This is a genomic window from Alteromonas sp. 4NH20-0056, from assembly GCF_057539655.1.
Genome location: NZ_BAAJLS010000001.1, coordinates 209,466 through 222,436, shown reverse-complemented (window position 1 = coordinate 222,436; position 12,971 = coordinate 209,466). Strand labels below are relative to the sequence as shown.

Annotated in this window: 12 protein-coding genes; 6 read left to right on the top strand and 6 right to left on the bottom strand. The window is 44.5% G+C overall.

What is annotated here, in order from left to right:
* Positions 1-4 precede the first annotated feature (4 nt).
* The 3 genes from argS to AC27EZ_RS00990 all read left to right on the top strand — a co-directional run bounded on the left by argS (position 5) and on the right by AC27EZ_RS00990 (position 3,628).
* Positions 5-1,735, top strand: coding sequence for an arginine--tRNA ligase (gene argS, locus AC27EZ_RS01000; RefSeq protein WP_487133530.1), 1,731 nt, complete (start codon positions 5-7; stop codon positions 1,733-1,735).
* Between the two features lie 80 nt (positions 1,736-1,815).
* On the top strand, positions 1,816-2,388 hold the full coding sequence (locus AC27EZ_RS00995) for an NADPH-dependent FMN reductase (protein ID WP_487133529.1): 573 nt from the start codon (positions 1,816-1,818) through the stop codon (positions 2,386-2,388).
* A 265-nt stretch (positions 2,389-2,653) separates the two neighbouring features.
* On the top strand, positions 2,654-3,628 hold the full coding sequence (locus AC27EZ_RS00990) for a DUF2167 domain-containing protein (RefSeq protein WP_487133528.1): 975 nt from the start codon (positions 2,654-2,656) through the stop codon (positions 3,626-3,628).
* Between the two features lie 46 nt (positions 3,629-3,674).
* Here the strand turns inward: AC27EZ_RS00990 and AC27EZ_RS00985 are convergent, their stop codons facing one another.
* On the bottom strand, positions 3,675-4,958 hold the full coding sequence (locus tag AC27EZ_RS00985; protein WP_487133527.1) for an ABC transporter substrate-binding protein: 1,284 nt from the start codon (positions 4,956-4,958) through the stop codon (positions 3,675-3,677).
* Between the two features lie 210 nt (positions 4,959-5,168).
* On the opposite strand from AC27EZ_RS00985, the gene AC27EZ_RS00980 reads away from it, so the two are divergent.
* Positions 5,169-5,606, top strand: a complete 438-nt coding sequence (locus AC27EZ_RS00980; RefSeq protein WP_487133526.1) for a DUF2177 family protein — start codon at positions 5,169-5,171, stop codon at positions 5,604-5,606.
* 57 nt (positions 5,607-5,663) lie between these two features.
* On the opposite strand, the gene AC27EZ_RS00975 is transcribed toward AC27EZ_RS00980, so the two are convergent.
* Positions 5,664-6,725 carry a fatty acid desaturase family protein gene (locus tag AC27EZ_RS00975; protein ID WP_487133525.1) on the bottom strand — a complete coding sequence of 354 codons (1,062 nt, stop codon included), beginning with the start codon at positions 6,723-6,725 and terminating at the stop codon, positions 5,664-5,666.
* Positions 6,722-7,771: a flavin reductase family protein gene (locus tag AC27EZ_RS00970; protein ID WP_487133524.1), complete on the bottom strand. Its 1,050-nt coding sequence runs from the start codon at positions 7,769-7,771 to the stop codon at positions 6,722-6,724. Before AC27EZ_RS00970 ends, AC27EZ_RS00975 begins: the two co-directional genes overlap by 4 nt.
* A 280-nt stretch (positions 7,772-8,051) precedes the next feature.
* On the opposite strand from AC27EZ_RS00970, the gene prfB reads away from it, so the two are divergent.
* Both prfB and lysS read left to right on the top strand, forming a co-directional pair.
* A protein-coding gene (gene prfB, locus AC27EZ_RS00965; RefSeq protein ID WP_487133523.1) for a peptide chain release factor 2 occupies positions 8,052-9,150 on the top strand; the annotation gives its coding sequence in 2 pieces (ribosomal slippage) (positions 8,052-8,126 and positions 8,128-9,150; 1,098 coding nt in all).
* 23 nt (positions 9,151-9,173) lie between these two features.
* Positions 9,174-10,742, top strand: coding sequence for a lysine--tRNA ligase (gene lysS, locus AC27EZ_RS00960; RefSeq protein WP_487133522.1), 1,569 nt, complete (start codon positions 9,174-9,176; stop codon positions 10,740-10,742).
* Between the two features lie 30 nt (positions 10,743-10,772).
* Here the strand turns inward: lysS and AC27EZ_RS00955 are convergent, their stop codons facing one another.
* From AC27EZ_RS00955 to AC27EZ_RS00945, 3 genes are read right to left on the bottom strand one after another with little or no spacing between them, the layout of a single operon-like run.
* A complete protein-coding gene (locus tag AC27EZ_RS00955; protein WP_487133521.1) occupies positions 10,773-11,690 on the bottom strand; it encodes a ketopantoate reductase family protein in 918 nt (305 codons plus the stop codon).
* The gene (locus tag AC27EZ_RS00950; protein WP_487133520.1) at positions 11,683-12,408 is read right to left on the bottom strand and encodes a pseudouridine synthase; all 726 of its coding nucleotides are present in this window, start codon (positions 12,406-12,408) and stop codon (positions 11,683-11,685) included. Before AC27EZ_RS00950 ends, AC27EZ_RS00955 begins: the two co-directional genes overlap by 8 nt.
* Complete coding sequence (locus tag AC27EZ_RS00945; protein WP_487133519.1) at positions 12,405-12,962, bottom strand: Hpt domain-containing protein; 558 nt, start codon at positions 12,960-12,962, stop codon at positions 12,405-12,407. The genes AC27EZ_RS00950 and AC27EZ_RS00945 overlap by 4 nt, the downstream gene beginning before the upstream one ends.
* Positions 12,963-12,971 lie beyond the last annotated feature (9 nt).

The window sequence follows — 12,971 nt, the reverse complement described above, 5'->3', positions numbered from 1 at the left end:
CATTATGAATATACATGCATTACTAGTTACCCGTTTCACTGAAGCGTTAGAAAAAATGGGCGTTGAAAATGCGCCAATCCCCGTATCGCGCAGTGCTCGCCCCGAGTTTGGCGAGTATCAATTTAATGGCGCAATGGCGCTAGCAAAACAGCTTAAACAAAAGCCCCGTGATATCGCAGAAAAAATTGTCGAAACGGTTGAGTTGAGCGACGTTGCGAGTAAGTTAGAGATCGCTGGTCCAGGGTTCATAAATATACATTTAGACGATGCATGGCTAGCGAGTCAGTGTGAACAGTCGTTAAACGATCCTCGCTTGGGAATAGCTACAAGCGCAGAACAAAACATTGTTGTCGACTATTCTTCGCCAAACCTTGCAAAAGAAATGCACGTGGGGCATTTACGTACCACCATTATTGGCGACGCAGTAGTCAAGGTTCTAGAGTTTTTAGGGCACAATGTTATTCGACAGAATCACATGGGAGACTGGGGCACACAGTTTGGTATGTTGCTAGCGCATTTGTCAGACAAGCTGCAAGAAGAAGTCGCGGAAACCGCGCTTTCTGATTTGGAAGACTTCTATCGTGAAGCGAAAGTACGTTTTGACGAGGAAGAAGGGTTTGCAGATCGCGCCAGAGAATATGTTGTTAAGCTACAAGGTGGTGATGCGCAGTGTTTAGCCTTGTGGGAAAAGTTCATTGACGTGTCAATTGCGCATTCCGAAGAAGTCTACGAGAAGCTAAATGTTAGTCTTACCCGCAACGATATCATGGGTGAGTCTGCTTATAACGATGATTTGGCAAATGTTATCGCGGATTTACAAGCGAAGGGTATTGCGGTCGAAGACCAAGGTGCGCAAGTTGTATTTATTCCTGAACTCGCCGATAAAGAAGGGAATCCTGCGGTATATATTGTCCAAAAATCTGGCGGCGGATATTTGTACGCTACGACCGACCTTGCTGCAATGCGTTACCGCAGTGGTACGCTTAATGCAGACAGAACACTGATTCTAACTGACGCCCGTCAAGCCCTTCATTTTAAGCAAACTGAGATTGTTGGCCGTAAAGCTGGGTTTATGGCGCAAGAGCAAACGTATGAGCACTGCCCGTTTGGTATGATGCTAGGCAAAGACGGTAAGCCGTTTAAAACAAGAACTGGCGGTACTGTTAAGTTAGTTGAATTGCTCGATGAAGCGGTAGAACGCGCGGGTAAACTGATTGCTGAACGTGACAATGACCTAAGCGAAGATGAGCTTAACGAAGTGGCGCGCAAGGTAGGTATTGGTGCGGTTAAGTACGCTGATCTTTCTAAAAATCGCACGACAGACTACATGTTCAATTGGGACTCGATGCTAAGTTTCGAGGGCAACACTGCGCCGTACTTACAATACGCATACACGCGTGTGAAGAGTCTCTTTAGAAAAGCTAATGTGGCGATTGAAGCTCAGCCTAACGACATTACTATCACTGAAAAACAAGAGCATCACCTTGCTGTACTTCTTCTTCAATTTGAGGAAGTTATCAGTATGGTGTCGCGAGAGGCAACGCCTCATTTATTGTGTACTTACTTGTACGATGTCGCGTCGTCATTTATGACGTTCTATGAGGCGTGCCCAATGTTAAAAGACGGTATTGACCTAAACGTTCGCGACAGCCGTTTAGCATTGTCAGCTTTAGTTGCCAATACGTTACAACAGGGTTTGACACTCTTAGGTATTGAAACACTAGAAAAAATGTAGTGTGTAAGGTAAAACTACGTTATTCGCTATAAAAAAGGCTGACATGTGTGTCGGCCTTTTTAAATTAAGGACAAGCAATAATGACAAAGATATTAGCATTTGCCGGAAGTGCGCGACGCGGCTCATTTAATCATGCAATTGTAAACGTTGCAGCAGAAGGTGCGAGAGAGGCGGGCGCAGAAGTCACCGTCATCGATTTGGCCGATTATGCAATGCCTATTTTCAATGAAGACGAAGAAGCTGAATTCGGTATCCCTGAGCGTGCCTTAGCGTTTAAGGCGTTATTAATGTCTCATGATGGCTTTCTTATCGCATCACCAGAATATAACTCGAGCTATCCTGCGCTGCTAAAAAATGCGCTAGATTGGGCATCTCGTATGTCTGAGGGAGAAAAACCATTGCAGGCATACCGCGGAAAGGTTGCGGGTATTATGGCGGCGTCTGCTGGTGGGCTCGGCGGTATGCGAGTACTAGTTGTATTGCGTATGTTGTTAGAGAACATTGGGGTGATTGTTAACCCAAATCAAAAGGCGATAGGCAAAGTCGATACACTGATAAATGATAGCGGTGAGGTGACAGATGCAAAAACCATTAAGCAACTCAAAAATCTAGGTAAAGAGACGGTTGAGTTAACAAGCAAGATAACGCAATAAAAAGTGCAATATGCGCTAGACGAAAAGCCCTAACGTTATAATGAAAAGGCGCAGCCTCTGAGCTGCGCCTTTTGCCATCTAGTGCTTTATAAAAAGTACGTCGGGGGATAATTAATGCAAAATGCACGGTCTACATTTGGTTGGTTACAAAAAGCGAAAGCAGCAACCGCGTACTTGAGGTTGAACGTTATATATTGCTTCGCGTTACAACTTTGGTTTACGCTAGTAAAAAAATAATAACAATACAGATAACAGGGAACGTGACATGAATACAAAAAACCATTCTCTTGGTATGGGGTTAGCACTTTATTTCTCCTCGTCAATTTTCGCGAATGCGCTAGCAGTTGATTTACCAAATCCTCAAGAAGCATTGCCAACAGAAAATACCTCCATCGAAGAGGTGGGTTTATCTGAAGAGGCAATCGCACAACAAAAATTTGAAAAATGGGCGCAAGAATTTGAAGCGTCACTTACCTATGAAACCGGCGAAATTGCGCTACCCGGTGGCAAAGCAAGTCTTACTGTGCCAGAAGATTATTTTTATCTATCACCGGCAGACACGAAGCGAGTTTTAGAAGAAGCGTGGGGAAATCCCGAAGGTGAGCCCATGCTTGGCATGTTATTTCCGATGAAATACCAAGTGTTAGACAACGCGTCTTGGGGAGTAACAATAGAATATGCTGAAGATGGATATGTGTCAGACGATAATGTAGAAGACATTGATTACGCTGACTTACTGGCTGAAATGAAAGCGGATGTGCAGGAAGAGTCAAAATGGCGAGAAGAGGAGGGCTATCCAAGCATTGCGCTTATCGGCTGGGCCGAAAAGCCGTACTATGATCAAAAAACACATAAACTATATTGGGCTAAAGAAATAAAATTTGGCGAAAGCGAACAAAATACGTTGAACTATAATGTTAGGGCCCTCGGTCGACAGGGGTACTTGGTGATGAATTTTATCGCCAGTATGGACCAACTTAATGAGGTTAACGCTGCTCGTGATGAAGTATTAGCCATGGCGCGTTTTAATGATGGCCACAAATATAGTCAATTTGACCCAGACATTGATGATGTTGCTGCGTATGGAATAGGCGGCTTAATAGCGGGTAAGGTATTGGCAAAAACAGGGTTGTTTGCACTTGCCTTGGTTTTTTTGAAAAAATTCTGGTTTGTCTTGTTCTTGCCACTTGTTTGGCTTAAGAAAAAGTTTTTTCCCGCCAAAGACAAGCAAGTAAACTGATTGTTGTACTTTTAATAGGTTACGGAAAATGTTAATAACCACGCATTTAGTGCTCGTCTAACACCAAATGCTTACGGCGAAGCGTTTCTAACTTATCCAGCGCAATGTCTATATCCGGTTGTTGCATAAACGCTGACATGACGGCCATGGCTGGCGTAGAAAAAGCCTCAGGTGCAAGACGGTCAAAGAAAGGGACTAGCGTGTCTGCTTCTCGCAGAATACGTTGGCCCGTTTCAACGAAATAATTTTTGTTAATGAGAACATCGTTACGTGGTGAGTACCCGCCCGCTTGTTCGTTGTAAGCAACTTGTACGGCATGGGTAGTGAGGTAGGTCAGGAACGCTTTAGCCGCTTTTTGTTGCGTTGAGCCTTTGCGAAGCATAAATACGTCAGAAGGAGCAATTACTGCATTACCACTGGCGCTTGATATCACAGGAAACGAAAACATTTTTATTCTATGTCGAATCTGTGCTGGGATCCTCGGCGATAAAAATTGACCTGCAAGCGTCATTCCCGTTAATCCTCTGTACATAAGTGGCATGGGCTGATGCCAATCGAATGACATCCCATCTTTTAGGAAGTAACCTTGGTCAATAAGGTATTTCCACTTCACGAAAACATCACGCACTTTTTCATGCGTAAAGCTGATGCTGCCTTGTAAAAGTTGACGGTGGAATGCGGCACCATTAAGGCGAACGTTTAGGTAATCAAACCATGCGCCAAGAGGCCATGCTGCCTTGTAACCAATGTTGATGGGAATAATGTTTGCTTGTTTTAGGCGCTCACAGGTGTTTAAAAAGGCCTCCCAGGTTTGAGGTGGTGAGAGCCCGAGCTGTTCAAATACGTCGGCGTTGTAGAAAAAGGTCCAGGGGTAATAGGAAATGGGCACAGCATAAGGTACGTCATCAACACTTAGCATGGCTTTTGTTTCAGAGGAAAAAAAACCATCAGAACCGTTTTGTTCCCATATGTCTTGCAAACTTTCCAGCGAGTGAGTGCGAGCAAAGTGTTTGAGGCGCTCGCTGCCATACCAATAAAGTACATCAGGGCCAGTTTGGGTCTCTAACCAGGTTTTTACTAACGTTTTGTAAGTATTTGAGTGGTAACCGCTAATATTGAGCTTAATTTCAGGATGTGCTGTCTCAAATGCCTCTTTGATGATGGCAAAGTTTTCCCGTTCGCCTACGTTATCGTGGATAACGCCAACATTAAGCGTGGATGCATGGGCGAACGAAAACAGCATGAGGGCACAGATAAGGAAACACGCTTTTGTACCATTCACTGTCGAGAGAGTAACGCTAGAGATGCTTACTTCTTGGGTATAGAACACAATCACACCATACATCAACGATACTTATATAATGGTCTTTGAATATTAATAACTCAAGAAATATTGACGACTTTTTTTTCCTTAAGGTTGTAAAATTGGTAATAACCGCTGGACTCATCGCTACCCCATCGTTTTTTTTAAGCGCATGTAGTTAGTTTAGGTGCAGGGTGCGCTACTATAACGAGAAGCACGTTCACGGAAGGTTATACAATGACACGTAACATTATTCGCTATGCAAAAAGCATTGTTTTATCGCTTGTTGCAATATTTGTTTGTTTCGCGATCCTCGATTTTTTATGGTTGGGGGTCATAGCTGATGAGTGGTATCAACGCGAGATGGAGGAGTTGCTACGCACCTCTTTTAAAACATGGCCATGGTTGGTTTTTTATGTCATGTACGGCGGTGTAGTATTTGTATTAGCGGTTGTTGCTAATAGAGATAAATCTTTGCTCTATGCGGGTATCGACGGCGCATTGCTTGGGGTTGCCAGTTATGGGGCGTATAACCTTACGGCATACAGTATCATTGAAGGGTTTTCGTTGTTTATCATGCTGATAGATTGGGTCTGGGGAACCTTTCTTACCGGGGCGAGTGCCATGGCCGGGTGGTTAGGGTTTCAAGCGTTGCGAGATGACAAAACATCATAAGTCAGTAAAACGCATTATTTGAAAAGGCGCAATAGGAAGCTATTGCGCCTTTTTAGTTTAGGGAAGTGAGAAGCGCAAAATGCGTTTTACGACACTGGCGTACTGTCTAGCAAAGCTACCGGTGTTGTAATGGATGTTATGTTCTTTGAATATAGCTTTTACCTTTGGGGCAATGTCGCGGTAACGTTTTGCTGGAATATCGGGAAATAGATGATGTTCAATTTGAAAGCTTAAATGGCCCGTAAGCACGTGAAATAGATTTCCACCTTCAATGTTCGATGAGCCTAGCGCTTGGCGATAGTACCATTGCCCTTGCGTCTCATTTTCGCAATCTTCCTGTTTGAAGGTTTGTACGTCACCGGTAAAATGGCCACAGAATATGATCGTGGACGTCCATAAATTACGCAGTAAATTGGCGATAAGGTTGCCGGCTAATACCCATAAAAATAGGGGGCCCGCTAGCAGAGGAAACAACACGTAATCTTTAACTACTTGGCGAGCGCCTTTACTGAAGAATCGTCGTTTTAGCTCGCTATGCGTCATAGTGTTCTTTCTGTTTTCTTTCTTTTTACCAAAAAATACGCGTTCAGCAGCCATCTCGTGATAAGACACCCCCCATTGAAACAGCACGCTTAGTACAATATAAGTGGCAAATTGCCATAGGTTTTTCACTCGCCACCTAAAATCGTTTGATAAGCGCAGCAAGCCATAACCGAAATCGCGATCTTTGCCGATAATGTTGGTATAGGTATGGTGCTCATAATTGTGAACACGGTTCCAGCTTGACCCGTCGCACGCAATGTCCCACTCGTAACGGCGAGAGTTAATATGTTTATCGTTCATCCAGTCGTATTGACCGTGCATCACGTTATGCCCAATTTCCATATTGTCCAGTATCTTAGCTATTGCGAGGCTAAGCACACCGATTATCCATAATAAGGGTTGAATAAAGCCGAGCATAATTAGAATTCGTCCGCTCCATTCACAAAGTCTTTGGGCAAGAATAACGCGGCGGATATAATCCGCATCACGTTGGCCAAGAGACTGTTTAACTTCGTGTTTTACGGCATCTAGTTGTGTTGCTAGCTTGTCGTAGTTAGTCATGTTTTGTTTACTCATATTTCTAATTCCAAATCGCTCATTGGCTGAGAGACGCATAACTGAATAAGTTGCTCTGCATTGTCCGATAGCGCACCGGTACGCGTGTCTTTTACTATCCCTTTCTTTTTAACGCATTGGCATTGATGGCAAATGCCAATGCCGCAGCCATAAGTCACGGGAATGTCTTGTGCTTGAAGTTGGGTAAGCAGCGTCTGCTCACTGGCAATTGTTAATGCTTCACCGTTGTGCAGTAATTCAAACGTGGCATTGTCGTTATTCGATGTAACCATGGGAGTGGCACCAAAATGCTCGCTGTACACGTCTGAATGGGCGATTGGTGCCAAATCGAGCACTTGACGATAGAGGGGTTCTGGCCCGCACACCAGCCAATTCGCATTAGGGTGTTGGATAAGATGATGTTCGACATCAACGTGAATTGTTCTGTTTAAAAGGTGATAAGAAAAAGAGGGCAACGTCTTAGCGATTAACGCAAGTTCGTCTTTCAGCACATGCTCATTTTCTTTAGCAAAGTAATACAGGGTAATATGTTCTGTTCCAGCGCTATCAGTGGTGAGCGCATTGAGCATAGCGATAAAAGGTGTAATCCCCGAGCCACCAGCAATCATCACCGTAGGTTTATTGTCTTGAGGTAGGATAAATGCGCCCTGCGGCGCAGAAATATTCACCCATTGTTGTTTTTCTAGGGCAGGTATACGAGACGTCAATAAGCCCGCATCCTTGATACGGGTTACCAATCTGATCGTACCGGTGTTTTCAAACGTCGATGGACTTGAGGCTATCGTAAAGACTCTCGTGATTAACCGGCCGTTAATTTCTAGCGTAAGCCCAATATGCTGACCGCCTTGGTGAATGGGCCATGCTCTATCTGGAGTTAGCGTAACTGCCGCAGTCGTGCTGTTTAACATACTTACGTCCGCGACTTGAGCGCGGTAAAACCCATCGCGCCACGCAGGCACAAATCGCTGTATGACAGGCTCCCAATACCCCTTCCACGACGTATGGTGAAAAAAGGCGTTACTGAGTGTGGTTAGTATTGATGACACGATATTCTTGTTACCCTAATATTTAATTCAGCGTACACTTGTACTCTCATTCGGCGCACAAGTGTAAGCTTAAAATTTTATTTATCAAGTGATACAGGTAAAAAACGTGTCAAAAAGCCCTATTAGAAGACAACGGTGAAGATCGCTACTGAAGAAATTAGAGGGTTGTAACGTAAATGTAAAAGGCTGTTATATCGCCTTTTATTTAAGCCAAGGGCTATCAAAATTGCCGTAAATTCGATAATATTCGCGGTCTTAATTTATTGTAGAAATACGGACTATGTTTGAAATAAACCCCGTTACTAACGCTATAAAAGATATTCGTGAGCGCACAGATGCGCTTAGGGGGTATCTTTGACTTTGATGCAAAGTCAGAGCGTTTAGAAGAAGTAAGCCGAGAGCTAGAGAGCCCTGATGTATGGAATGAACCTGATAAGGCACAGGCACTCGGAAAAGAAAAAGTTACCCTCGAGCAAATTGTAGGAACAATACATAAACTTGAGCAAGGCACTGAAGACGTAGAAGGGCTTGTTGAACTTGCTGTTGAAGCAGAAGACGAAGACACGTTCGAGGAAGCGCAATCAGAGTTAAACAGCTTGCTTGAAGATCTAGAAAAGCTTGAGTTTCGACGCATGTTTTCTGGGCCTAACGATGCCAACGATTGCTATATCGATATACAGTCCGGATCTGGCGGAACCGAAGCGCAAGACTGGGCCAATATGTTGCTGCGTATGTATTTACGCTGGGGCGAAGCGCATGGGTTCAAGACTGAACTTATCGAAGTGTCTGATGGTGATGTCGCAGGAATAAAAAGCGCCACGTTGCGCATGCAAGGTGAATATGCGTTTGGCTGGTTGCGCACCGAAACCGGCGTTCATCGCTTGGTAAGAAAGTCACCGTTTGATTCGGGTAACCGCCGACATACGTCGTTTTCTTCTGCGTTTGTTTATCCCGAAGTTGATGATGACATTGATATCGATATAGATCCTTCAGATTTGCGAATTGATACATACCGAGCCTCTGGCGCGGGTGGTCAGCACGTAAACCGAACGGACTCGGCGGTGCGTATTACCCACGAACCAACCGGTATTGTTGTACAATGTCAAAACGACCGTTCGCAGCACAAGAATAAAGACCAAGCGATGAAGCAGCTAAAAGCAAAATTGTATGAGTTTGAGCTGCAAAAACAAAACGCTGAAAAACAAGCGATGGAAGACAGCAAGTCTGATATAGGGTGGGGAAGTCAAATACGTTCTTATGTATTAGATGACTCTCGTATAAAAGATTTGCGAACAGGCGTAGAAACGCGAAACACCCAAGCTGTGCTAGATGGCGGTTTGGACAAATTCATTGAAGCCAGCCTGAAATCAGGGCTGTAAACCGAACAACGAAGTGAAAGGTTATGACTGACCAACAAATCGACGACAACAAATTGATTGCAGAGCGCCGCGCTAAGTTAAGTGCTATTCGTGAACAGTGCCGTGCAAATGGCTTTCCAAATAGCTTCCGTCGCGAAAATTATGCTGATGAGCTACAAGTAAAGTTCGGTGAATTCGACAAAGAAACACTGCAAGAGCAAAGCAATAAAGTAAGTATCGCTGGCCGTATTATGGCAAAGCGTGGTCCGTTTATGTTACTTCAAGACATGACTGGACGCATTCAGGCTTATGCTGATAAAGACACGCAAAAGGCGCTTAAAGCACAATATGGTGCGCTTGATATTGGTGACATCATTGGTGTAGCCGGTGATCTTCATAAATCAGGTAAGGGCGACCTTTACGTGAATATGGAACAATATGAATTGCTTACAAAAGCGCTTCGCCCGCTTCCTGAGAAGTTTCATGGTTTGAGCGACCAAGAGACGAAATATCGTCAGCGCTACGTTGATTTGATCACCAGTGAGCAAACGCGTAAAACGTTTATGATCCGCAGCAAAATTGTGAATGGTATTCGCAACTATCTTTCAGAGCGTGACTACCTAGAAGTAGAAACGCCAATGTTGCAGGTGATTCCAGGCGGTGCTTCAGCTAAGCCTTTCGTGACCCACCATAATGCGCTAGATATTGATATGTACCTACGTATTGCGCCTGAACTTTACCTAAAACGTTTGGTTGTTGGTGGTTTTGAGCGTGTATTTGAAATCAACCGTAATTTCCGTAACGAGGGCTTGTCTACGCGTCATAACCCTGAGTTTACGATGCTTGAGTTTTATCAAGCTTATGCCGACTACAACGACTTAATGAACCTCACTGAAGATATGCTCCGTACCTTAGCAGAGGATATTCTAGGCAGTGCGATAATCACAAATACCACTAAAGATAACGACGGTAACGTGACTAGCGAAGTGCAATATGACTTTGGCAAGCCGTTTGAACGTTTGAGCATGAATGATGCTATCTTGAAATATTGGCCAGAAGCTGATGAAGCTGCTATCCGCGACCCAGAAGCAAACTTACCGGCGCTTAAAGCAATGGCCAAGCAGCTTCATATCAAAGAGCCAGAGGTTGATGGTATCTGGGGCGCAGGTAAATATTTATGTGAGATTTTTGAGGCGACAGCAGAAGAGAAGCTAGAGCAGCCAACGTTCATCACTGCTTATCCATGGGAAGTGTCACCTCTTGCACGAAGAAACGATGATAACCCGTTTATCACCGACCGTTTCGAGTTCTTCGTGGGTGGCCGAGAGCTCGCCAATGGCTTTAGTGAGTTGAACGACCCAGAAGATCAAGCGGAACGCTTTGCTAAACAAGTACAAGAGAAAGATGCAGGTGATGATGAAGCTATGCATTTTGATGACGATTATATTCGTGCGCTTGAGTATGGTTTGCCCCCAACCGCTGGTGAGGGAATTGGTATAGACCGTCTTGCTATGTTATTTACCGATAGCTCAACGATTAAAGACGTTATTTTGTTCCCACACATGAAGCCACAAGTGTCTAAAGACGCTGGGGAAGATACACAAGGGGAATAAGGTAACAGCGTATAGGGCTTTGTACTAGCGTTACAGGACGAGGCCTTTTACGCGGTCTACCATAAGGGCATGAGTGGGAACACTTATGCCTTTTTTATTGGCCAGTGATACGATATAACCGTTAATGGCGTCGATTTCAGTGTGGCGATCCATGGCGATGTCTTGGTGCATGCTAGAATAGTTTTGGGCGGTTAATGAGGCGACACTGAGTACATTTTTTTCCAACTCTTGTACACTAAATACCAAACCGTATTGCTCTGCAACTATGGCAAACTCACGACACAATGCATGTCGAATCTCGTCGTATTCTTTAAGCAGTACGTCTCCATTAGGCATATTGTTAAGCGCAGTAAGCGGGTTGATAACGCAGTTTATTGCTAACTTCTGCCACAGTGCCCGAGCAATATCATCAACGAATTCTACCGGGGGTAACGCGTTGTCAAGTAACGCTGTTGCTTGTTTTACCCACGGAAGATGCTTTTCATCTTTCAACGCTTTACTTCGATGAGGTAACCCTATTTGCGTCTTGCCTAGGCCAGTGTAGGTAGCACTTTTACCGTTTGGCGCTTTCAATGCACCATGGCTTGTGGTGGCAAGCAGAATTGGGTAGTTTTCACCAAGAATTGATGTAGCGATTTCAAAGCCACCCAACCCATTATGAAGCAACACGACGGGGGGCCGGTTTTCTAAATAAGAAGACCATGTTTCTAAAGCGTTTTTGAGTTGATACACTTTTAACGGCAACACGATTACGTCGTCTTGACTTAGGCACGTAGGTGTCGCAGCCGGTGCTAACAGTGACACAATATTCGTGCCACTCCAATTGACGGTTTCAGGTAGCGTGCTGTGTGGTTTTGGGTAGCGAGCGTATGCTACACCATGCTTTTCTGCGCCCGCGGCTAACAATGTACCAATGGCGCCAGTACCAACAATGTGAAGCTTAGTCATGAGGAGGCGCAGTCGCTTTTACTTTTTGTTGAGGTAAGGTGGGCCATTGTATTGTGTCGGGTGACGGTAAAGCCTTTACCCACGCCTTTACCTCGACATCGGCAAACATCCCATGTTCCAGTAAGGGCGCAATGGTTGTTATTGTTCCCGTACTGAAAGGGATTGAAAGTTGCCAGGCATGCAGATGTAAGCGTTCAGCGCTTTCGCCCGCGTATAAATCGTCTCCCAGTATGGGGGCGCCAATACTTTTAAGCGCAACCCTGATTTGGTGAGTTTTACCGGTGTACGGTTTAACAATAAAACCGCGAATGCCGGGCTTGGCTGAGTAACTTACAAACTGCGTAACGGCTGGGGCATGTCGTGTTTTAAGCAACATATGCTGTCCGCCACGACGGTTTTTCATATCGCCAATTATGGTCCCTTGCTTCTTTTTTGGTTTCGCCTTACTCAGTGCGAGATAATACTTACTAATTGCTGTCGCTTCGAATAAACGCCCTATTTCTGCTGCGGTTTTTGCATTTTTAGCGAGGCACAAGCAACCAGACGTCCCAGCATCTAAACGATGGCAAAGATAGAGTTCGTCGTATTTTCCCTGTTCCTTAAGTAGGCTTACAATCCCATGCGTTGCTCTATTCTCTGCGTCTTGTACTGCGATGCCTGAAGGCTTATTTATTACGAGAAAATCATTGTTTTCGTATAGAAGGGGGATTGCTGTCACGCCGTACCTTCAAGTTTGGCAAGCGCGGTTTCGTAATCTAACTCGTCAATAGCGTCTTCAATTGCGGCGCGAGTATCCACTGGCAATGTGATGTTATCTAACCAGCCATCGAGCGTTGACTGGGATATAAATTCACTGGCTTTAAGCGCATTTAAAAGCTGAGTTCGTGCTTGTTGTGCAACTGGCGTTAGTTCATCGGGTGGTGCGCTGCCTTCATTGCTAGCGGCTGCAATGGCATCAATAGTCTCATTCAACAATGCAACGAATTCATTATAGTCGTCGGGTAAGGTCTGCTCGTTTCTTACATAGCTTTCTACATGTTTGCTACGATGATGCAAAGCAAATAAACCTAAGTTTCCGGTTACCCCTTTAAGCGTATGAATAAGCGAATAGGCATTATCGAATTGTTCATTGCGCATAAAATCCTGTAAGTCATCGTCTAACGAACGGTATTCGTCCGAAAACTTGTTCAATAGAGTTAACAATAGCGTTTTATTACCGCTTAATTGAGACAATCCGAATTTGAGATCTAAAACGCTCTCTGAAGTATCCATATGAAATCC

Bases quoted from the DNA above. Each gene is read 5' to 3' on its own strand.
- argS (WP_487133530.1), top strand. From the start codon at position 5: ATGAATATACATGCATTACTAGTTACCCGTTTCACTGAAGCGTTAGAA.
- AC27EZ_RS00995 (WP_487133529.1), top strand. From the start codon at position 1,816: ATGACAAAGATATTAGCATTTGCCGGAAGTGCGCGACGCGGCTCATTT.
- AC27EZ_RS00990 (WP_487133528.1), top strand. From the start codon at position 2,654: ATGAATACAAAAAACCATTCTCTTGGTATGGGGTTAGCACTTTATTTC.
- AC27EZ_RS00980 (WP_487133526.1), top strand. From the start codon at position 5,169: ATGACACGTAACATTATTCGCTATGCAAAAAGCATTGTTTTATCGCTT.
- AC27EZ_RS00975 (WP_487133525.1), bottom strand. From the start codon at position 6,725: ATGAGTAAACAAAACATGACTAACTACGACAAGCTAGCAACACAACTA.
- lysS (WP_487133522.1), top strand. From the start codon at position 9,174: ATGACTGACCAACAAATCGACGACAACAAATTGATTGCAGAGCGCCGC.
- AC27EZ_RS00955 (WP_487133521.1), bottom strand. From the start codon at position 11,690: ATGACTAAGCTTCACATTGTTGGTACTGGCGCCATTGGTACATTGTTA.
- AC27EZ_RS00945 (WP_487133519.1), bottom strand. From the start codon at position 12,962: ATGGATACTTCAGAGAGCGTTTTAGATCTCAAATTCGGATTGTCTCAA.